This is a genomic window from Kineococcus sp. DHX-1 (assembly GCF_042473625.1).
GTDB lineage: Bacteria > Actinomycetota > Actinomycetes > Actinomycetales > Kineococcaceae > Kineococcus.
The window spans coordinates 2,282,521-2,302,515 of sequence record NZ_CP170445.1 but is presented as its reverse complement, the minus strand read 5'-3'; the positions used below and the strand labels follow the sequence as shown (position 1 = coordinate 2,302,515).

Sequence of the window (19,995 nt, the reverse complement as noted above, 5' to 3'; positions counted from 1 at the left end):
AGCCTGGTCGTACCCGGGGAGGTGGTCGCATGTCCGAGCAGCTGGTCGAACCGCACGTCAGCGTGGGACCGAGGCTGACCTGGGAGGAGTTCGCGCAGCTTCCGGAGGACCCGCGGGCCGAGTACATCGACGGTCAGCTCCTCGGGACGCCGACGCCGTCATTGCCTCACCAGAAGATCGGCATGCGTCTGGCGAACGCCCTCGCACGGGTCCTCCCGGCGACGCACGACGTCGTGCTGGCGTGGGCGTGGAAGCCGGGTGCGGACGAGTTCGCGCCGGACGTCATGGTCTTCGACACCGCGACAGCCCAGGCGGGGGGCCCGGCCCGTTTCACCGGCACCCCCGCACTCGCCGTCGAGGTGCTGTCCTCCCACCGCGGCGACGACCTCATCCGCAAGATGACCAAGTACGCCGAGGCCGGCCTCCCGCACTACTGGATCGTCGACCCCCGCGCCCAGACCCTCACGACGTACGCGATCGTCGAGGGCCTGTACGCCCCGACCGCCGTCCACGGCCGCGGCACGGTCGCCGACCTGGACCTCGGGATCGCCGCCGTTCGCGTCGACGTAGCGGAACTCCTCGGCTGATCAGTCCCCGGACATCGAGAAGTGCTGGTAGTCCTTCAGCGACGTCCAGTCCCCGCCCCAGGAGAACCCGTGGTCGGCGAAGGCCCGCACGACGGGGTCGCCGGCCAGGACGACTCCTCTGCCCGGTCGCCGCTCGACGAAGGCGCGGCCCGCGGTGGGCAGCACGGTGGCGCCCTTGACGTAGGGGTTCTCGACGGGGTTCAGGTCGATCGCCGTGCCGTAGGAGTGCTCCGAGAAACCCGTGCCGCCCGTCGTGCGACGGCAGTTGAACGCCGAGGTGTTGTCCGCGGCCATCGAGGCGTCGTCCGAGCCGCCGAACGCCTCGACGGGTTCCATCCGGGCAACGGGGAAGCGCTGGGCGTACAACTGCGCGAACACCGCGACCACGGCGGCCGCCACGTCGGCGTGGACGACGAGCCGTCCCGTGGAGGGGGCGCCGGCGAAGTCGACGAACGACACCGTGACCGTCCGCAGCTTCTCCGGCGCGACGGGGCACCCCGGTCGCCAGGACGCGGACAGTTCCGCGGCCGTCACGGGCGCCACCGACGAGGTGAACGCCGGCGTCACCGGGGTCTGGACCGGGCGGGCCTGGCGGGTGACGTGCGCCGACGGGGTGCCGGAGGGTTCCGTCGCGACGGGTACCGCGCAGGCCCCCAGCAGCAGGGGCACGGCGATGACTGCGCTGCGTAGGCGGAACCTCACTGCTCGCATCGCCGCACGCTACCTCCTCAGGCGGCGCGCACCGGGGACGTCGGCGAGGTCGTGGTCACGTCGACCGTCCGGGACTGCTGCGAGACCCCGGCGACCACGGCGAGGAACAGCGCCGGGCCGACCATCTCGCAGGCCTCCTCGACGGTCTGCAGCGTCCCGAGCAGCAGGCCCTGCTCGCTGAACCCGCTGTCCGACAGCGCGTTCGCCACCATCTCCAGGCCGACGGAACCGCCGACGTACAACGCGCCGGCCAGCAGGACGAGGGCCGCGGTCCGGCGGGGCAGGGCCAGCAGGAACCGGGCGTAGAACAGCGCGACGAGGACGACCGCGGGCAGCGCCGCGGCGACCCAGGCGTACTTGAACACCCCGGAATCACCGACGACCGCGGTCATCGGTCCGACGAACCGTTCGTGCAGCGCGACGAGCTCGTCCAGGGAGAGGTAGCAGAACCCTGCTCCCAGGACCATCCAGTGCCAGGCCCAGCGGCGGCCCTCGACGAGCGCCTGCCGCCCCACCTCGAAGGTCACCAGCCCGGTGACGGTGAGCAGGACCGCGGAGTACCACGACGGCAGGTTCGTCTCGGCGTTCACGTCGACGAACTTGCGGGCCGACACGACCGCCCCGGCGTCGACGCCGAACGCGACCGTCAGCAGCAGGAACAGGTAGCTGAGGGCCGACAGCACCACGGACGCCCCCAGCAGGACCAGGAACAGGTGGCGTGGTCGGACGGTGACTCGAAGCATCGCGGGGACCCCCCGTCGAGCCCGGTGCCGGGAACTCTGGCGGTGGGCGGGGTCACAGGTTAACCACGGATGAACCAGTGATGAACCCGGAACCGTGGGCCGAACGGGTGACTTCCGGAGCAGGGACCAGTTTCCCGTCGCGCAGGTCCAGCACTCGGTCGGCGCGGTCCACACCCTCGTCGCGGTGCGCCAGCAGCAGGACGGTGCGACCGGACCGGGCCTCCAGCAGGTCGGCCACGAGCTGCCGTCCCGTCTCCACGTCGAGCCCCTCGGACGGTTCGTCGAGCACCAGCACCCGCACGTCGGCCAGCAGGGCGCGGGCCATCGCCAGCCGACGCCGCTCCCCGCCGGACATCGGCGACCCGCCGTCACCCACGCGGGATTCCAACCCCCGCGGCAGGGCCCGGAACCACTCGTCGAGCCGGACGCGGTCCAGCACCGCCAGGAGGTCGTCGTCGGAGCGGTCCGGGGCGGCCAGCAGCAGGTTCTGCCGCACGGAGGTGGCGAACACGTGCTCGTCGTCGCCGACCCGGCCGACGACCGACCGGACGTCGTCCCCGGCGAGGTCGGTCACGTCGACACCGTCGAGCAGCACCTGCCCGTCCGTGGGGTCGAGGAAGCGCTGCAGCACCGCGGCCAGCGTCGACTTGCCCGACCCGGACGGCCCGCGGACCGCGACGACCTCCCCGGCGCGCAGCTCGAGGTCCACCAGGTCGAGGCAGGGGTCGACGGCCGTGGGGCCCCAGTCCGCCCGCACGCCCCGCAGGCTCAGCACGGTCGGCGACGGCGAAGCGAGCGCTCGCGGGGTGGTGGGTTCCACGGCCGGGACGGGGGTGTCCAGCAGCGCCGTCTCCCGCTCCCGCGCGCGACGGGCGCGGACGGCGGCCCGCGCGGCGTCGGGCAGGCCCCGGGCGGCGTCGGCGAGCACCACGCCGGCCAGCACGGCGGCCGCGGTCCAGGCGACGGGGGCGTCCGCAGTACCGACCAGACGTCCGGCGACGGCCGCGGTCCCCAGGGCCACCAGGCCGGCGCCCGCGGCGGTCAGCCCGGCGGTCGCGGCGGCGGCCCGGGCGCGTCGCCGGTCGGCCACAGCCACCACGGACTGCCTGCGCCGCAACGTGTCGAGGGCCTGGTCGGCCGGCAGCGTCTGGAGGTCCTCGACGGCGTCGAGGACCTCCACGGTGGCCGCACTGAGCGCGCCCGTGCCGGCGCGGTGCGCATCCCCGTCCACCCCCTCGCGGCGCTCGGCGGCCGCGGCGACAGCCGGCGCACCGACCACCGCCACCAGCACCCCGGGGACGGCGGCGAGCGCCAGCAGCGGGTGCAGCGCGGTGAGCGCCGCCAGAGCCAGCAGCACGGCCACGACCGTGACGGTCGCCGGGTGCCGGGCCCGCAGCACCCCGTCCACGCGGGCGTCGACGTCGTCGGCGAGCTGGACCAGCAGTTCTCCCGAGCGTCCGGACCGCTTGCGGGACAGTGGTCCCGGGAGTCGCGGCACGAGGGCGGCGACCACGTCGGAGCGCCACCGCGCGAGACGGGCGAAGGCGACGTCGTGGCTCAGCAGCCGCTCGGCGTAGACGAGCAGCGGCCGCGCGGTGGCGCTGGCGCGCACGACCACGGCGGCCACCGACAGGGTCAGCACGGGTGGGCGGTCGGCGGCGGTCACCAGCAGCCACGTCGCGGCGGCCGTCAAGGTCAGGCCCGCCAGGACGGCCACGACGCCCGTAGCGACCGCCAGTGCGCCGGCCCACCGACCACGCGGGGGCGGGTTCGCGGCGGAAAGCACGACTTCCGCCCCCTCGGAACGCCCCGGAGGGGCGGAGGGAGTGTCCTCCACGCGGGGGACGGGAGCCGGGGGGAGGGGGCGGGCGAGGGGGGTGGTGCGGTCGACGGCGGCGAGGAGGGCGGGGCGGTGGGCGACGACGAGGACGGCGAGCCCGTCGTCGTGGGCCAGGGACCGCAGGGTCGCCACGACGGTGGCTTCGGCGGCCGGGTCCAGGTGGGCGGTCGGCTCGTCGAGGATCAGCACCCGCGCGCCCAGGCGCGCCGACAGCACCGTCCGGGCCAGGGCCACCCGCTGACGCTGACCGGCCGACAGGCCCGCCGCGTGTTCGCCGAGCGGGGTGGTCGGGTCCAGGTCGGCCGCGGCGACCTCGGCCAGAGCGCTGCGGACCTGCTCGTCGGTGGCCTCGCGGCCGGCGCGCACGGCGTCCGCCGCCGTCACCGCGTGGCCGAACTCGGGCCGCTGGGGCAGGTGAGCCACCGACGGGGCGAGCGCGACGGCCCCGGCGTCGGGGACGAGCACCCCCGCCGCGACGCGGGCCACGGTCGTCTTGCCCGCCCCGCTGGGCCCGGCCAGGGCGTGCAGCTCGCCGGGGACGACGTCCAGGTCGACCCCGGCCACGACCGCCGTGCCGTCCTCCCGGCGCACGGTCACGCCGCGCAGCCGGATCCCCGCGGTCCGGGCGACGACGTGCTCCGGGAGGGGGGCGCTGAGCACCGCGTCGACGTCGTCGACGACCGCGGTCGCGTCGGCGGTGTCGTGGAACCGCGCGCCGACCTCCCGCAGCGGCCGGTACGCCTCCGGGGCCAGCAGGATGACGAGGACCGCGGTGTGCAGGTCCAGCGACCCTCCGGCCAGCCGCATCCCCGCCGTCACCGCGACCAGACCCACCGACAGGGTGCCGACGAGGTCCAGCGCCGTGGAGGACAGGAACGCCACCCGCAGCACCGACAGCGTCGCGCGGCGGTGGGCGTCCGTCGTCGCCGCGACGGCCGCCACCTGACGCTGCGCCCGCCGGTGGGCGCGCAGCGTCGGCAGGCCGCGGACGGTGTCGAGGAAGTGCGCGGCCAGTGTCCGCTGCGTGCGCCACTGCCGGTCCGCCCGCACCTGCGTCGCCTTGCCCAGCAGCACCGCGAACACCGGGACCAGAGGCAGCGTCACGAGCACCGTCACCGCGGACTCGAGGTCGGTGAGGGCCAGCAGCAACAGCACCACCGGCGGCAGCAGCACCCCGGGCACGAGGGCCGGCAGGTACCGCGTGAACCACCCGTCCAGGGAGGGCAGCCCCTGCGTCAGCAGCGCCGCCAGCCGGCCCCGGCCGAACCGCTCCACCCACGCCGGCCCCAGCCGCAGCGACCGGTCCAGCACTCGGATCCGCAGGTCGTCCCGCACGGCGCTCGCGGTCCGCTGGGCCAGCCGGGTCGCCGACCAGGACGTCAGGACGCGGGCGGCGACGGCCACCAGCAGCAGCCGGAGCCCGGCGGCGGGGTCCGTGCGGTGCCACAGGGACACGACGACGTCGGCGAGCGCCACGGCCTGCAGGACGAGGGCGCCGGCTCCGGCCGCCTCGACGACGCCGATGCCCGCGATGCCCGCCCGCGCCGGCCGGGCGTGCCGCAGCAGCCGGGGGTCGACGGGCCCGCGAGGGCGGTCCGTGGCGCTCACCGGACGGCTCGGCCCACCGCGGCCGGGCGGGCGGTGCGCCGGGCGGGGCCGCTGGCGACACGGCGGCGGAACACCCAGTAGGACCAGGCCTGGTAGGCGATCACCCCGGGCAGGATGACGACGCCGGCGACCGTGATGAGGTGCAGCGCAGCGGGGGAAGCGGCCGCGGCGCCGAGGGTGACGTCCCCGCTGGGCCCGAGGGTGCTGCGCAGCAGGACCCACGCGCCGGTGCCCGCGCCGGTCTGCAGGTGGGCGGTGAACACCGCGACGACGCTACCGGCGACGGCCAGGGTCGTCGCCGCGAACGCCAGCGCCTCGGCCCGGCGCCAGGCGGCGACGGCGGCCACGCCGAGCAGGGCGGCCGCGGCGACGACGACGGCGTGGCCGGCAGCGATGAACAGCGCCAGGGCGACGACCAGCAGGGCCGGGGCGGTCGCCACCGTCAGGCGCCGGGCCCGCTGGCGCAGGACGCCGGTCGTGCGCAGCGCCAGGAACGTCGCGCCGTGCACGGTGGTCAGCAGGACCCCGGCGAACCCGCCGAGCACGGCCCACGGCCCGAACAGCGGGTCCAGGGACCGGCCGAGGCCGCCCAGCCAGCCCTGGGCGTGGACCTCGCCGCCGGGGGACAGCGCCAGGCCCGAGACGAGGACCCCCAGGACCGCGCCCCAGGTCCCGGCCAGCAGCAGCGAGCTGGCAGCCAGGGCTGCGTCGCACCGGTTCCGCCACCGCGCGGTGTCGTGCTTGCCGCGGAACTCGATGGCGACGCCGCGGACGGCGAGCAGGAGCAGCAGCGCGATCATGGGCAGGTACAACCCGGACAGCAGGGCCGCGTACCAGTCGGGGAACGCCGCGAACGTGACGCCGATCGCGGCCACGAGCCACACCTCGTTGCCGTCCCAGACGGGGCCGACGGTGCGGACGGCGGCGCCGCGCTCGGCCTCGGTGCGCCCCAGCAGGGGGCCGAGGAAGCCGACGCCGAAGTCGAAGCCCTCCAGGACGAAGAACAGCACCCAGGCCAGGACGGCGATCCCGAACCACAGGACGGACAGCTCCACGACGGATCCCCTCCGGAACTCAGTAGGTGGTGACGAACTCGTCGTCCGCGGCCGGTTCGGCCGGGGCGGGCGCCGGCATCTCGGGCAACCCCTTGCGGACCAGCCGGGCCGCGAGCTTGACCCAGACGACGGCCAGGGCGCCGTAGACGACGGTGAAGGCGGCCAGGGACGCGGCGACCTCGGCGAAGGTCAGGCCGGGGGAGACCCCGTCCGCGGTCTTGAACAACCCGAACACCAGCCACGGCTGGCGGGCGGTCTCGGTGAAGATCCAGCCGAAGGAGTTCGCGGCCAGGGGGAGCAGCGGCAGCAGGCCGACCGACCACAGCAGCCCCTGGGCCAGGCGCCGGTCGGGGCGCAGGACGCGGGACTTCCGGGTGACCCACAGGTGCGCGGCGGCGACGAGCACGGCGAACATGCCGACGCCGATCATGAGCCGGAAGCTCCAGAACGCGACCGGGATCCACGGCACGTAGTCGCCGGGTCCGAACTGCGCCGCGTAGGCGTCCTGCAGGTCCTTCAGCCCCAGCACCTGCGCCGAGAACGAGCCCTTGGCCAGGAAGGACAGGAACCCCGGGACCTCCAGGGAGAACGTCGGCTTGTCGCTGCCGAGCGGGGCGTAGGAGAAGATCGAGAACGGGGCACCTGTCGTGGTGCGGTACAGCGCTTCGGCCGCCGCCATCTTCATGGGCTGGACCTGGGTGATGACCTTGCCGAGGACGTCGCCGCTGAGGGCGACGAGCCCGCCGCCGGCCAGCAGGGCCCAGGCCCCGAAGCGCGACAGCGTGCGGAAGGCCGCGAACTCGCGGGTGTCCTCGGCGTAGTCGCCACGGAGCAGGTGCCACACTCCGACGGCCATGACGAGGGCGCCGCCGGCCATGACCGCGCCGGCGTAGGTGTGCGGGAACGCCGCGAGGTTGACCTCGTTGAACAGCAGTTCCGAGAAGCTGCCGAGCCGCGCCCGGCCGGTCTGCGCGTCGATCGTGTACGCGACGGGGTTCTGCATGAAGGAGTTCGCCGCGAGGATGACGAACGCGCTGATCGCGGTGCCGACCGCGACGATCCAGATGGTGGCCAGGTGGACCAGGGCCGGCAGACGGTCGCGGCCGAACCACCACAGGCCGAGGAATGTCGCCTCGAGGAAGAAGGCGAGCATCCCCTCCACGGCCAGGGTCGGCCCGAACACGTCTCCGTAGAACCGTGCGAAGGAGCTCCACGACAGGCCGAACTGGAACTCCTGGACCAGGCCGGTGACGACGCCGACGGCGAAGGTCGTCATGAGCAGCTTGCCGACGAGGAGGGAGAGGCGGCCGTACGTGTCGTCCCCGCCGCGGCGGGTCCGGCGCAGGTGGGCCGTCTGCAGCAGGGCGGTGAACAGCGCCAGGCTGATCGACAGCGGCACGAAGAGGTAGTGGTAGAGCGTCGTCACCGCGAACTGGAGCCGGGTGAGGTCCTCGATGGTCACGTCCTCCGCCTTCCTACGACGTCCTGTCGTACTACGACCAACTGTAGTACTCGGATCGGTAGTACGACGGCTCGCGTTCAGCAGTGTGTTTGACGTAACATCCACCCGTGGCCCTGGGAGAACTCGAACGCGACGTCATGGACCGCCTGTGGGCGGCCGGTGAGCCGCTGACCGTGCGCGAGGTCCACGAGCAGCTCGCCGAGCACCGCAAGATCGCCTACACGACCGTCATGACGGTGCTGGACCGCCTCGCCAAGAAGCACGTCGTGCGGCAGGAGCGCGAGGGTCGGGCCTTCCGCTACACCCCCGTCGCCTCCCGCGAGCAGATGGTCGCCGAGCTCATGCTCGACGCCCTCGGTGGCGTCCCCTCGGTCGACGACCGGCAGGCCGCCCTCGTCCACTTCATCGGGGGCGTCTCGCCCGCCGAGGCCGCCGCGCTGCGCGAGGCGCTCGACGCCGTGTCGAACGGCGGGGCCCACGACCGGGGGAACGCAGCCCCCACCGCCTGAGCCGTGCACACCACCGGGCCCGGGACGCCGTAGGTTCGGACCGTGACAGCCGTCTGGTTCGCAGCACTGGCGCTGCTCCTGGCGGGTCCCGTCCCGGCGCTCCTGGCGCGTGCACGGTGGACCTGGCAGGTCCCGCGCGCCGCCCTCGTGCTCTGGCAGGCCATCGCGCTCGGCGCCGTCCTGGCGACCCTGGGTGCGGGCCTGGCCTCGCTGTCCCTGCTGTTCACCGAGGAACCGGGTTTCCCCTTCCTCGAGCGCCACGGGGTCGTGCAGACGACGCTCATCGGCCTCGGCTCGGCCCTGGTCACGATCGTCACCGTCCGGTTCTGGGTGGTGGCGACCCTCGTGGGGATTCGCACCCGCCGCCGCCGCAACCGGCACCGCGACCTGGTGGACCTGCTGCACCGCAACGAGTCCGTCTCCGAGGTCGACGCCGCGCTGCTGTCCGGGACCGGCGTGCGGGTGCTGTCCGGCCCGGGCCGCGTCGCCTACTGCGTGCCCGGAGTCCGCTCCCGCGTGGTCGTCTCCGACGCGATGCTGGCGTCCCTGACCCCCGAGGAGGTGCGGGCCGTCCTGGCCCACGAGCGGGCCCACCTGCGCGCCCGGCACGACCTCGTCCTGGAGGGGTTCACCGCCCTGCACGCCGCGTTCCCGCGGTTCGTGTCCAGCCAGGCCGCGCTGGACTCGGTGCGCCTGCTCGTGGAGATGCTCGCCGACGACGCCGCCCGCCGGCGGGCCGGTTCGCAGCCGCTGGCGCGGGCGCTCGTGGCCCTGGCCGGCACCGACGAGCCGGGCCGGGAGATGCCGGTCGGCTCCGCGGCCCTCGCCCGGGTCCGCCGGCTGGCGGCTCGCCCCCCGCGACGGGGTCTGTCCGTCCTCACCTACGCCACGGCCGCCGTGGTGCTCGGCGGGCCCACGCTGGCCATCGCCGTCCCCTGGCTCGAGGCCAGCTACCGCGCGCTGGCCGGCTGAAGACCCACCAGGGGACGCGGTCCCACCCCGCGGACCCCGCGGTGGACGCTGAGACGCGGTTCGAAGCGGCTGACCGTCAGCAGCGTCTCCGGCGCCACCCCGGTCATCCAGTCCACGACCTCGGTGGTCGGGTCCGCGAACGCGTGCTGCAGGACGGCGTGCTCGAGCACCCGGCCGGGGGAGTAGCGCGCCCACCGCGTCACGAACCGGCCCTCGAAGACGCCGTAGCGGCCCAGGCCCGGCACCCCCACGACGTAGGCGGCCAGGTCGCCGTCCAGCCGCAGCGTCGCCAGTTCGCGACGGTCCACCTCGCCGAGCGCCGCCAGCCGGTCCAGCCAGGTGCGCCGGCCCGCCGGGGTGTCCAGCGGACAGGCCAGACCGTGCGCGGCGTCGCGGTCGCGGTAGGCGGCCTCGATCTCCGGCAGCGTCGCGGTGAAGACGTCCGGGTCCCGGCTCAGGACCAGCTCGGCCGTGACGCCGTCCGTGGCGAGCCGGTTCGCGTTCTTGCGCAGGTTCTTGCGCATCCCCGCGCTCACGAGGTGCCCGCCGGGGACGGGGCGTTCGACCACCGGGACGGGCAGTTCCGCGCCGACGTCCGCGCCGGCCGCGGCCGCGAGCGCCCGCACGGCCAGGGTGTCGGGCAGGCCGGTCAGCTCCAGGGCGGTCCCGCGGCGGTCGGCGCCGTCGGCCAGCGCCGCGCCGAGGGGGCCCGCCAGCTCCAGGGCGGTGCGCGCGAAGTCCTGCGCGCCGCGGACCCCCGGGCTCGTCAGGACCCCGCTGCGGTAGCCGCCGCCACCGCTCAGCAGGTCGGTGCGCGTCCCGTCGTCGCCGTCGCGGGCGGCCCGTTCGCGCGAGTCGCGGAGGACGGCCACTCCCCAGGCCGCGCCGTCGCGGACGGCCGCGGCCCAGACGGCGGCGGGCGGGGCGGCGGCGACCGCGCGGCGGACCCACGCGAGGGAGGCGGTCACGGGGTCGGTCGGGGACGGGGGCCCGGCGGCGTGGGCCAGGAGCGCCTGGACCGCGTCGCGGCCCTCGACCAGGGTGGCCGCGGGGGAGGGGACGGGGCTGAACTGCTGGGGGATGCTCACGAGAACTCTCCGGCCGGAGCCTGTGCGGGAACGGGAACGGGTTCGGGGGCGCCGTCCAGCCCGGCGTCGTGCCGGAGGAGCCAGTCCTCGAGGTCGGCGGCGGGCAGCGCCTTGGCGTAGAGCCAGCCCTGCACGACGTCGCACCCCGCGGCGGCGAGTTCGCGGCGCGTCGCCTCGTCCTCCACGCCCTCGGCGACCAGGCGCAGGCCCAGGGAGTGGGCCAGCCCGATCGTCGAGCGGACGATCGCCAGCGCGCGGGGGTCGTCGGTCAGGTCGGACAGGAAGGACTTGTCGAGCTTGAGGTCGTCGATGGGCAGTTCCCGCAGGTACGCCAGTGAGGAGTACCCCGTGCCGTAGTCGTCGACAGCGACGCGGATTCCCCTGCGGCGCAGCCCGTCCAGGATGCCCTGGACGCGGACCCGGTCGGCCATGAGGAAGTCCTCGGTGATCTCGATCTCCAGCAACCGGGCCGGCAGACCGCGTTCGAGCAGCATCGCGCAGAGGCGGTCCGGCAACGTGGCGTCGCCGAGGGAGGAGGCCGACAGGTTCACGGCCACCGACAACGGACGTCCCGCCGCCGCCCAGGCCGCGGCCTGGTCCAGCGCCTGCTCCAGGACGGCCTGGGTCATGGCCTCCATCAACCCGGCCGCCTCGACCACGGACAGGAACGCGTCGGGGAACAGCAGCCCCCGCCGGGGGTGCTGCCAGCGCACGAGCGCCTCGACGCTGTCCACCGCACCCGAGGCGACGTCCACCTTCGGCTGGTAGTGCAGGACCATGCGGCGGTCCTCGATGGCGGCGCGCAGCATCTCGGCGGTCTCCAGCCGCTCCCCGGAGGCGAACTCGTCGACGTCGGCGACGTAGGCGAAGCTGCCGAGGTGGCGCGTCTTGGCGTGGTACATCGCCACGTCGGCCTGCCGCAGCAGCGTCGAGAGCTCCGCGGTGCTCGCGAGCAGCACCGAGACGCCGATGCTCGCGCGGGCGCGGACCTGCACCCCGTCGAGGCCGTACGCCTCGTGCAGGGCGGTGTGGACGTCGTCGGCGAGGTCGAGCGCCTCGGCCTGCGAGGCGCCGGCGCGCAGGATCGCGAACTCGTCCCCGCCCAGGCGCACGACGACGGTCCGCGGGCTCGCCGCGACGTCGCGGACGCGGCGGGCGATGTCGCGCAGGAGCGCGTCACCGGCCTGGTGGCCGAGGCTGTCGTTGACCTCCTTGAACCCGTCGAGGTCGAGCAGGAGCAGGGCCGCGGTCTCCTCCGGTTCGCACGCGGTGAGCAGCGCCGGGCCGCGCCGGTACAGGGCGCGCCGGTTGCCCAGGCCGGTGAGCTCGTCGGTGAGGGCGAGCTCGCGGTGCTCGGCCAGCCGGGTCACGTCGCGCAGGGTGATGACGAGCCGCGCCAGGGCGCTGAGCACGGTCGCCGCGGCGACGGCGATGGCGATGGGGTGCAACGGCCAGCGGTGGTCGACGACGAGGACGCCGAGGGCGACGGTGGTGGACAGGACCGGGATGGACAGCAGCGCCCAGGCCGGCAGGCGCGGACCGGTCGGGTTCGACGTCCAGCCCGGGGTGAAGCCCATGAGGACGACGCCGGTGACCCACACGCCGTCCGTGACCCCGCCGGAGACGTAGGTGCCCTGGGCGGTGGCGAACAGGTAGGCGACGTCGGCGACGACGAAGACGACGAGGCCGGCCGCCAGCAGCCACAGGCCCTTGGGCGGGCGCCAGCCGAACAGGGCGAGGACGGCGGCCAGGACCATGAGCAGGACGAGGTCGAGCGCGGGGTAGGCCGAGGTGGTGGCGACGGCGGCCCAGCTGCCCTCGGCCGAGACGATCGGGCCGATGACGGCCGCGGCCGCGACGGCCCCGACGGCCAGGGCGCCGACGACCCCGTCGAGCCACAGGCTGCGGGTGTGCCGGGCGTCGCGGTGCTTGGCCAGCAGGATGAGGGCGACGAAGACGAGCGGGTAGAAGAGCAGGAACCCCAGGTCGGCCCCGGAGGGGTAGGGCGGGTCGGCCATCGGGCGCACCACGATGGTCCAGAAGACGTTGCCCGAGCCGTACACCGCGAGCGCCGCGCTCAGCAGGTACCCGCCGCGGCGGGACCCCTGCAGCGACAGGGTGCGCACGAGGCACAGGGCGGCCGCGGACTCGTAGGCGAGGTTGTTGAGGACCCCGTCCAGGAGCAGCGAGTAGCCCGAGGTGGCCCGCACCCCCGGCACGGTGGAGACGACGAAGGCGGCGGGGACGAGCAGCAGCAGGACGTGCAGCACGCGTCCCCAGGGTGCGGGCAGCACCGTCCGGTGCCCACTGGTTGAGCTCACGACGAACCTCCAAGGTCACAGGAGGTGTCGGTTGGCCACGTGCACGACTCGACCCGCCGAACGGGTGTCGGGGGTCCTCAGCCCAGCGCGCAGAGCACGGCGCCGAGCAGCACGAGCCCGACGGAGGCCGTCTGGAGGCGGCTGAGCCGCTCGCCGTGGACCTGCCGGGCCAGCAGGACGGTCACGGCCGGGTACAGCGAGGCCAGGACCGCCACGACGCTGACGAGCCCGGACGCCGAGGCCAGCGCGAAGGCCGCCGTGGCGGCCAGGTCCAGGACGCCGAGGGCCAGCAGCAGCGGCAGGTCGCGGCCGAGCACGGGGGGAGCGGTGCGCACGACGAAGGCCGCGGCGACGACGACCACGACGAGGGAGGACAGGCGCATCCCGAGCAGGGCTCCTGCGACGGACGTCTCGCTGGCGCGGGCGAGGGCGTAGACCTCCACGCCGAACAGCAGCGCGGCCAGCGCGGCCAGGCCGACGGCCGAGGCCGGGGTGCGATCCGTCCCGGACAGTTCCGGGCCCGCCGTGCCGACGACCCCGACCAGGGCGAGCGCGGCACCACCGAGGGCGACGGCACCGGGCCGTTCGCCGGTGAGGACGGCCGCGGCGACGGGGACGAGCATCCCGCACGAGGCGATCGGGGCGACGACGCCCATCGTCCCCCGGGCCAGGGCGGTGTAGAGGGCGCCCATGGCACCCGCCCACGTCACACCGGCGAGCACCGACCAGCCGAGCCACGCGCCGGCCCGCACGTGCGCGAGCTGGCCGGTGACCAGCAGGAACACGAGCAGCACGAGGGCGGACAGGACCTGGGAGACGGCGAGGACCTGCACCGCGCGCAGTCGGCGGCTGACGCTGCCCCCGAGGAAGTCCGACGTGCCCCACAGGGCGCTGGCCAGCAGCGCGAGGCCGGCGCTCACCGGGCGGTCCAGGCGGTCCGGGTGGGCTGGTGGGGCTGCAGGGACGACGAGGGGGCGTGCACGGGGTCTCCTCGACCACCGTGCACGCCCCCTTGAGCGTTCACGCACCCGCTGTGGCGGGGCTCACCGCGGGGTCACTGCTGGATCAGGTAGAGCTCCAGCTGGACGATCCCCGGGCGGGGGGACTGGGCGTTGACCGCGCGCCAGAAGTCGCGCTTGGCCGACCCGGCGAAGACGCCGGGGGCGGCGGCGTCGAGCTGGGCGTTGACCCGACGGGCCAGGGCCGTCCCGGCACCGGGGTCGCCGGCCGTCCCGAACGTCAGGACGAAGGCGGCGCGGCGACCCTGGGCAGCCAGGTCGCCGACGGCTCCGGCGACGGCACCGCGGATGGCGTCGTCGGTGGAGGCCCCGTCGACGAGGACTTCCAGGACGACCGGGGCCTGGGCGACGCCCGCGGGCATCGAGGGCACGGGGTCCGGGGCGGGCGCCGGGGCGGTGACGGTCACCGTCGGCACGGGCGTCGGGGTCGGGCTGGGGGAGCTCACCGCGGCCGCGGCTCGGGGTGCGTCGACGCCCGCGTGCACGGCGCCACCGGCCGCGAGGCCGATGATCGTCAGGGCCAGGAGAGCGTCGGCGAACACCCAGCCGGCGAGGCCGACCGTGCCGTCCTCCTTGCGTCCCAGGCGAGCCGACGGTCGCAGGGCCGGGCGCCTCACTGGCCCACCCGCGCGTAGCGGCGGGCGGCGAGGTCCTGCAGCGTGCGGGGCGCGACGGCCACGAACTGCTCCTGGACCTCGGGTTCAGGTCGAGCGTTGCGGCGCACGACCGGCTCGGGCTGAGGCTGAGGGTGAGGCGTGCGCGACTCGGTACGGGGCTCGGGCCGGGGCTCGAGACGGGCGTCCTGGCGGGCGTCCGGACGCGGTTCGGGACGGGGTTCCGGACGCGGTTCGGGACGCGGCGCCGGGCGGCGGGCCGGCACGGCCGGACGCTGCTGCTGGTGCTGCTGCTGACGCGCGGAGGCGATCGCGATCCGCTCCGGCAGGGCTTCGACCTGGACGGTCAGCTGGTCCATGACCCCGTCGACGACGGAGCCGAGCTCGGAGTTGAGCGACTGGCTGAGGGTGGAGGTGAGGTCCTGCGTCAGGGTGCGGCTGGCGTCGCGGTAGGCGCGGTTGACCTGGCGGACGTGGTCCTCACCGGCCATGGCCAGCGTCTGCGTGACGGCGGCGGAGACGTCCTCGCGCAGGGTGGAGCCGATGCTGCGCAGGGCGCGGCCCGTGGCGTCGGCGTGCTCGTGCTGGACCTTCTCCAGCCAGCGCGGCACCGAGCGCATGTCGTGGGCGGCCTCGACGAGGCGGTTCTCGATGCCCCGCCAGGAGTCCAGGACCTCGTTCTGGGTGGTGAGCAGGTCGGCGAGGCGCTCCTCGTGGCGGGTGCGGCGGTCGGCGGCTTCGGCGGCCGTGGCCAGGACGCGGCTCGCGGTGCCCAGGGCGGACTCGGCGGCCTCGGAGGTGCGCTCGACGTCGCGGCGCAGCGTCTCCATCGTGGTGGCGGCGTGCTCGGCGGAGGCCGAGACGTGCTCGCTGAAGGCCTCGCCGGTCATCCGGGTCACCTGCTGGACGCTCTCGACGACGGTGGCGTGCATCGTCTCGACCGACTCGCGGGCCGTCGTCGACAGGGCGGCGACGTGACCGGTGACGGCCTCGCCGAAGTCGGCGCTGTGCTTGCTCATGGTCTGCGCGGACGTCGACAGCTCGGTGATGGACTCGCGGGTCTGGGTGCTCAGCGCCTCGACGGCGGCGGAGACGCCCTCGACGGCGGACAGGACGCGGTCGCGGCCCTGCAGCCCCTCGCGCAGCGCCTCGGACGTGCCGGCGCGGACCTGCTCGAGGTGCTCGGACAGGGTGCGGGTCGACTCGGCCAGCGTGCGGGTGTGCTGCTCGCGGTCGGCGGCGATGAGCTCACCGTGGCGCGAGACGGCCTCGGTGACGGCGGAGCCGAGCTCGGTGGCGGCGCGGGCGACGTCGGCGCCGCCGGTGTTGGCGGCCTCGGCCGCGGTGATGGCGTGCTGGGCCGAGGACCGGACGGTCGCGACGAGCTCGCTGGTGTCGGCGTGCAGGCGGATCGTCTCGGCGACCAGGCGGCCCAGCTCGGTCAGCCCGCGCTCGAAGTGCGCGCCGAGCTGCTCGGCGGCGTTGCTGCGGTGCGGGGCCAGGGCCAGGGTGGCGCGTGCGGCGAAACCGCGCAGGAGTTGCCGGTGGGACTCGTCGGCGCGGGCGGCCGACAGCTCGTCGGCGCGCTGGCGGCGGTCGGTCGCCACGGCCACCGCGATGGCGGCGGCGATGAGGACGACGGCGAACTCCGCGACGCGGTCCAGGGAGAAGAAGGTGCGGCCGCCGAACCCGTCGAGCCACAGCTGCAGGAACGACTCGCCGTCGGCGGCCTCCCCGGCGGCCGACATCTGGCCGTAGGCGCGGCCGGCGAAGAGCAGACCGACCCACGTCACCATGACGGGCGCGAAGACGAGGATGGTGCGCAGGGACCCCGAGCGCAGCACGCTGCGGCGCAGCTCCAACGGCGCCACGGCGGCGTCCACGTCGAGGACGTCGAAGAGGTCGGCGTCGGCCCAGCGGCCCAGCCGTCCGTCGCCGCCGTCGGCCTCGGTGCGCACGGCGGTGGCCAGCTGCCCCAGCACCTGCGCGCGGTGCTCGGAGGGCTCAGCGGCCGTGAGCTGCTCGGCCTCCTCGGCCAGGAGGGCCAGTTCCGCCGGACCCGCGGCGGGCGCGTCGGTGGGGCGTTCTGCGCTGTCCATGGAGTGGGGTGTCCTGTCCTGGAGTGGGTGGGGGACGGTGGTGCGACTGCGCTCTTCCTCGGCGCGGGCGGCCGGGAGCTTGAGCGGCTGGATCGTCCGGACGTGCGTCACCCGTCCGGCCCAGCACCGCCACGCTGGGTGTCGGGCGGGCCGGGCGGTGGGCCCGGTCAAGGGCTGGGCGCGGTGCGCCGATGGAGTGGACACCTCTAGAAGTCCGGCTGACCGGCCGGAACCGGGGCGCCACCGACGGTGGTCGTCGCGGGACCGGTACCGCCGTCCGGGTGAACCGCACCCGCCCGTCCGGCGCAACTGCGCGAACCGGTGCGGCAGAGGTGGACGACAGCACCGATCGGTGCCCCGTCCGGGCTCAAGAGGCACGGCTGCAGGGCCGAAGGAGTGTCTGAGCCTTCAGAACCCGAAGTCCCCAGCGCTCAGCTCGATCCGACAAGTTCGAAACCCGGAGGGTGGCCCCGTGTCCGATCTCACCAGCGTCGCACTGCACACCGCGTTGAACGGTCTGCAGGCGCGGCAGCGGGCCATCGCCGACAACATCTCCAACATCAACACCAAGGGCTACCTGGCCAACAAGGTGCAGTTCGAGGACGCGCTGGCCAGCGCGGTCGCCGCGGGCGACCCGGCCGCGGCCGTGAGCGCCGACATCTCCACGAAGAAGTCGCTGGAGCCGACCCGCGAGGACGGCAACAACGTCAACCTCGACGAGGAGTCGATCTCGAACATCTCCACGAACCTCAGCTACCAGACGGTGCTGAGCGCGCTGAACTCCAAGTACTCGTTGCTGCGCACCGCGATGAGCAGCCAATGACGACGGATCCCCTGGTCCCGTCCACCGGTCCCCGTCCCCTGACCTGACATCCGGAGCACCGCATGAGCATCTTCGACGCGATCGGCATCGCCGGTACCGGCGTCACCGTGAACCGCAAGTGGATGGACGCCGTCAGCGACAACCTGGCGAACATCAACACCGCCGTCCGGACGTCGGACCCGGCCTACGAGGCCAAGTACGTCGTGGCCGCCGAGGCCGCCGACGGCAAGGGCACGCAGGTCGCCGGCATCGTCACGGGCAGCGCCGAGGGCAAGCTGGTCTACGACCCGTCGAACCCGCTGGCCGACGAGCAGGGCTACGTGAAGTACCCCGACATCGACATGAGCACGCAGATGACCAGCCTGATCATGGCGCAGCGCGCCTACCAGGCGAACCTCTCCGTGATCGACCGGTCCAAGGAGGCCTACCAGGCCGCCCTGCAGCTCGGGAAGGCGTGAGCGGGATGAGCATCGAGTCCATCGGTGGCGTCGGGGACGTCGCCAGCACGCTCGGCACCCTGGCCACCGGCTACGGGCAGGGCATCGCCGACACCGACAACCTGCAGATGACCGGCGCGGTCGGCGGGGGCAGCGGCACCTCCTACACGGGGGTCGTGAACCCCGCCGCGGTCGCCGGCGTGGCCGGCACCGGGCCCTCCACCTCGGTGGACGGGACCTCCGGGACCGACTTCGCGTCGCTGCTGGCGCAGGGGCTCGGCGGGGGAGTGGACAAGCTGCAGGGCCTGCAGTCCACCTCCGACGACCTCGCGGTCAAGGCCGCCACGGGTGACCTGACCAACGTCCACGACTACATGATCGCCAGCAACGAGGCCCAGCTGGCCACCCAGCTCACCGTCGCCATCCGCAACAAGGCCGTCGACGCCTTCAACGAAGTCATGAGGATGCAGGTCTGATGGCCAAGGCCAAGGGAAGCGCGGCGATCGTCGAGAACGCCAAGAACTTCGTCTCCGGATTCCGGACCTTTTCGACCGGCCAGAAGGCGGTCGTCATCGCGGTGGTCGCCGCGCTCATCGGCGGGGCGGTCCTGTTCTCGCAGTGGGCGGCCAAGCCGTCGTACTCGCCGCTGTTCTCCAACCTCTCGGGGACGGACGCCAGCGCGATCGCGGACAAGCTGAAGGCCGACGGCACGCCGTACGAGCTCGCCGACGGCGGCGCCACGATCTCGGTGCCGGCCGACAAGGTCGACTCCGAGCGCCTGGCCATGGCCGGAGCGGGACTGCCGGCCGACACCGACTCCAGCTCCGGGTCCAACCTGCTGAGCACCCAGGGCGTCACCGCCTCGGAGTTCGTGCAGCAGCAGGCCTACCAGCAGGACCTGAAGAACACGCTCTCCACGACGATCGAGGCCCTCGACGGCGTCCAGTCCGCCGTCGTCAACCTCGCGATCCCGCAGAAGGACGTGTTCCTCAACGAGCAGGACCCGGTCACCGCCTCGGTGCTGGTCAAGCTCAAGCCGGGGGCGCAGCTGTCCAACGACAACGTCACCGCGATCGTCAACCTCGTCTCCGGCGGCGTGCCGGGCATGAACCCCAAGAACGTCTCCGTCGTCGACGACAAGGGCAACACCCTCTCGACCGACGGCACGGGGTCCAGCGCGCAGAACGAGAAGGCGAACGACTACAACGCCAGTGCGTCCTCGGAGCTGCAGAGCTACCTGGAGAGCATCTACGGCAAGGGCAACGTCCGCGCCACGGTCAAGGCCACGCTCGACTTCGACGACCGGACCGAGACCTCCCGGACGTACACGCAGACCAACGGGATCAACCCCTCTGCGGTCTCGAAGACGTCGGAGACGTACAACGGCACGTCCGGCACCGGTGCGGCCACCGGCGTCCTGGGCCCGGACAACATCCAGGTCCCCGCCGGCACCACGGGCACCACCGGCAACGGCGGCTACGCCAAGACCACGGACAACAACAACCTGCCGACCAACGAGTCCACGGTCGTCACCACGCAGGCTCCCGGCAAGGTCACCAAGCAGACCGTCTCGGTCGTGCTCAACGCCAGCGCCAAGGGGGCTGCGGGAGCTGCGGACATCAACCAGGTCACGCAGATCGTCAACCAGGCCGCCGGCATCGACCCCACCCGCAACGACACGGTGTCGGTCGTCAAGACCGCGTTCGACGACTCCGCCTCGACCGACGCGGCCAAGCAGCTCGCCGAGGCCGACAAGGCCGAGCAGCAGGACACCCTCATCGGCTACGCCAAGACCGGTGCCCTCGCCCTGCTCGTCCTGATCATGCTCATCGTGATCCTCGTGGCCTTCCGCCGCCGCAAGGTGGAGACGGTCGACGTCCTGGACGTCGACCCCCTCCAGCTCGGTGACATCACCGCGCCGCCGGCCGGGCTCAAGGAGATCGCCCCTGCGGTCGAGAAGCACGTGGCGCTCGAAGCAGCACCGGTGGACCCGGCCCTGGAGGCCGCGGCCGCCCGCCGCACCGAGGTCGTCGAACTCGTCTCCCGCCAGCCCGAGGAAGTCGCGGAACTGCTCCGCGGCTGGCTCGCCGATCGGAGGTCCTGAGCC

Annotated in this window: 17 protein-coding genes; 7 read left to right on the top strand and 10 right to left on the bottom strand. The window is 74.1% G+C overall.

Annotation, left to right across the window (positions count from 1 at the left end; all coding sequences use genetic code 11):
* Positions 1 to 29: 29 nt before the first annotated feature.
* Complete coding sequence (locus tag ACFEMC_RS11125) at positions 30 to 587, top strand: Uma2 family endonuclease (protein ID WP_380176315.1); 558 nt, start codon at positions 30 to 32, stop codon at positions 585 to 587.
* Here ACFEMC_RS11125 and ACFEMC_RS11120 read toward each other — a convergent pair whose 3' ends face one another.
* Genes ACFEMC_RS11120 through ACFEMC_RS11100 form a run of 5 tightly spaced genes read right to left on the bottom strand, consistent with a single transcriptional unit; the run spans position 588 to position 8,006 of the window.
* Entirely contained in the window at positions 588 to 1,298 is a 711-nt protein-coding gene (locus ACFEMC_RS11120; protein WP_380176313.1) for a M15 family metallopeptidase, read from the bottom strand.
* A 17-nt stretch (positions 1,299 to 1,315) separates the two neighbouring features.
* Entirely contained in the window at positions 1,316 to 2,041 is a 726-nt protein-coding gene (locus ACFEMC_RS11115; protein ID WP_380176311.1) for a hypothetical protein, read from the bottom strand.
* A gap of 52 nt (positions 2,042 to 2,093) precedes the next feature.
* Positions 2,094 to 5,489, bottom strand: a complete 3,396-nt coding sequence (cydD, locus tag ACFEMC_RS11110; RefSeq protein ID WP_380176309.1) for a thiol reductant ABC exporter subunit CydD — start codon at positions 5,487 to 5,489, stop codon at positions 2,094 to 2,096.
* Positions 5,486 to 6,544 (bottom strand): cytochrome d ubiquinol oxidase subunit II, encoded by a 1,059-nt coding sequence (gene cydB / locus ACFEMC_RS11105; RefSeq protein ID WP_380176307.1) that lies wholly within the window; start codon positions 6,542 to 6,544, stop codon positions 5,486 to 5,488. Before cydB ends, cydD begins: the two co-directional genes overlap by 4 nt.
* Positions 6,545 to 6,563: 19 nt before the next feature.
* Positions 6,564 to 8,006 carry a cytochrome ubiquinol oxidase subunit I gene (locus ACFEMC_RS11100; protein ID WP_380176305.1) on the bottom strand — a complete coding sequence of 481 codons (1,443 nt, stop codon included), beginning with the start codon at positions 8,004 to 8,006 and terminating at the stop codon, positions 6,564 to 6,566.
* 137 nt (positions 8,007 to 8,143) lie between these two features.
* Between ACFEMC_RS11100 and ACFEMC_RS11095 the strand changes: the two genes are divergently transcribed.
* Together ACFEMC_RS11095 and ACFEMC_RS11090 are read left to right on the top strand one after the other, a co-directional pair.
* Entirely contained in the window at positions 8,144 to 8,515 is a 372-nt protein-coding gene (locus tag ACFEMC_RS11095) for a BlaI/MecI/CopY family transcriptional regulator (protein WP_380176733.1), read from the top strand.
* 42 nt (positions 8,516 to 8,557) lie between these two features.
* Positions 8,558 to 9,487 carry a M56 family metallopeptidase gene (locus ACFEMC_RS11090; RefSeq protein WP_380176303.1) on the top strand — a complete coding sequence of 310 codons (930 nt, stop codon included), beginning with the start codon at positions 8,558 to 8,560 and terminating at the stop codon, positions 9,485 to 9,487.
* Here ACFEMC_RS11090 and ACFEMC_RS11085 read toward each other — a convergent pair.
* The 5 genes from ACFEMC_RS11085 to ACFEMC_RS11065 form a co-directional block, all read right to left on the bottom strand.
* Positions 9,466 to 10,575, bottom strand: a complete 1,110-nt coding sequence (locus ACFEMC_RS11085) for a GNAT family N-acetyltransferase (RefSeq protein WP_380176301.1) — start codon at positions 10,573 to 10,575, stop codon at positions 9,466 to 9,468. The genes ACFEMC_RS11090 and ACFEMC_RS11085 overlap by 22 nt on opposite strands.
* Positions 10,572 to 12,896 carry a putative bifunctional diguanylate cyclase/phosphodiesterase gene (locus ACFEMC_RS11080; RefSeq protein ID WP_380176299.1) on the bottom strand — a complete coding sequence of 775 codons (2,325 nt, stop codon included), beginning with the start codon at positions 12,894 to 12,896 and terminating at the stop codon, positions 10,572 to 10,574. Before ACFEMC_RS11080 ends, ACFEMC_RS11085 begins: the two co-directional genes overlap by 4 nt.
* Before the next feature lie 77 nt (positions 12,897 to 12,973).
* Positions 12,974 to 13,816 (bottom strand): EamA family transporter, encoded by an 843-nt coding sequence (locus tag ACFEMC_RS11075; protein WP_380176297.1) that lies wholly within the window; start codon positions 13,814 to 13,816, stop codon positions 12,974 to 12,976.
* A gap of 134 nt (positions 13,817 to 13,950) precedes the next feature.
* Entirely contained in the window at positions 13,951 to 14,532 is a 582-nt protein-coding gene (locus ACFEMC_RS11070) for a hypothetical protein (RefSeq protein ID WP_380176295.1), read from the bottom strand.
* The gene (locus ACFEMC_RS11065) at positions 14,529 to 16,628 is read right to left on the bottom strand and encodes a hypothetical protein (protein WP_380176293.1); all 2,100 of its coding nucleotides are present in this window, start codon (positions 16,626 to 16,628) and stop codon (positions 14,529 to 14,531) included. Before ACFEMC_RS11065 ends, ACFEMC_RS11070 begins: the two co-directional genes overlap by 4 nt.
* A gap of 472 nt (positions 16,629 to 17,100) precedes the next feature.
* Here ACFEMC_RS11065 and ACFEMC_RS11060 point away from each other — a divergent pair, with 472 nt between their 5' ends.
* The 4 genes from ACFEMC_RS11060 to fliF all read left to right on the top strand — a co-directional run bounded on the left by ACFEMC_RS11060 (position 17,101) and on the right by fliF (position 19,992).
* Positions 17,101 to 17,451, top strand: coding sequence for a flagellar basal body rod protein FlgB (locus ACFEMC_RS11060; RefSeq protein ID WP_367638709.1), 351 nt, complete (start codon positions 17,101 to 17,103; stop codon positions 17,449 to 17,451).
* Positions 17,452 to 17,513: 62 nt separating this feature from the next.
* Positions 17,514 to 17,909 carry a flagellar basal body rod protein FlgC gene (flgC, locus tag ACFEMC_RS11055; RefSeq protein WP_367638710.1) on the top strand — a complete coding sequence of 132 codons (396 nt, stop codon included), beginning with the start codon at positions 17,514 to 17,516 and terminating at the stop codon, positions 17,907 to 17,909.
* 5 nt (positions 17,910 to 17,914) lie between these two features.
* Positions 17,915 to 18,364, top strand: coding sequence for a flagellar hook-basal body complex protein FliE (locus tag ACFEMC_RS11050; protein WP_380176291.1), 450 nt, complete (start codon positions 17,915 to 17,917; stop codon positions 18,362 to 18,364).
* Positions 18,364 to 19,992: a flagellar basal-body MS-ring/collar protein FliF gene (gene fliF / locus ACFEMC_RS11045; RefSeq protein ID WP_380176289.1), complete on the top strand. Its 1,629-nt coding sequence runs from the start codon at positions 18,364 to 18,366 to the stop codon at positions 19,990 to 19,992. The genes ACFEMC_RS11050 and fliF overlap by 1 nt, the downstream gene beginning before the upstream one ends.
* Positions 19,993 to 19,995 lie beyond the last annotated feature (3 nt).

Coding starts and splice junctions, on each gene's coding strand:
- ACFEMC_RS11065 (WP_380176293.1), bottom strand. CDS start 16,628: ATGGACAGCGCAGAACGCCCCACCGACGCGCCCGCCGCGGGTCCGGCG.
- fliF (WP_380176289.1), top strand. CDS start 18,364: ATGGCCAAGGCCAAGGGAAGCGCGGCGATCGTCGAGAACGCCAAGAAC.
- ACFEMC_RS11050 (WP_380176291.1), top strand. CDS start 17,915: ATGAGCATCGAGTCCATCGGTGGCGTCGGGGACGTCGCCAGCACGCTC.
- ACFEMC_RS11115 (WP_380176311.1), bottom strand. CDS start 2,041: ATGCTTCGAGTCACCGTCCGACCACGCCACCTGTTCCTGGTCCTGCTG.
- ACFEMC_RS11120 (WP_380176313.1), bottom strand. CDS start 1,298: ATGCGAGCAGTGAGGTTCCGCCTACGCAGCGCAGTCATCGCCGTGCCC.
- ACFEMC_RS11125 (WP_380176315.1), top strand. CDS start 30: ATGTCCGAGCAGCTGGTCGAACCGCACGTCAGCGTGGGACCGAGGCTG.
- ACFEMC_RS11095 (WP_380176733.1), top strand. CDS start 8,144: ATGGACCGCCTGTGGGCGGCCGGTGAGCCGCTGACCGTGCGCGAGGTC.
- flgC (WP_367638710.1), top strand. CDS start 17,514: ATGAGCATCTTCGACGCGATCGGCATCGCCGGTACCGGCGTCACCGTG.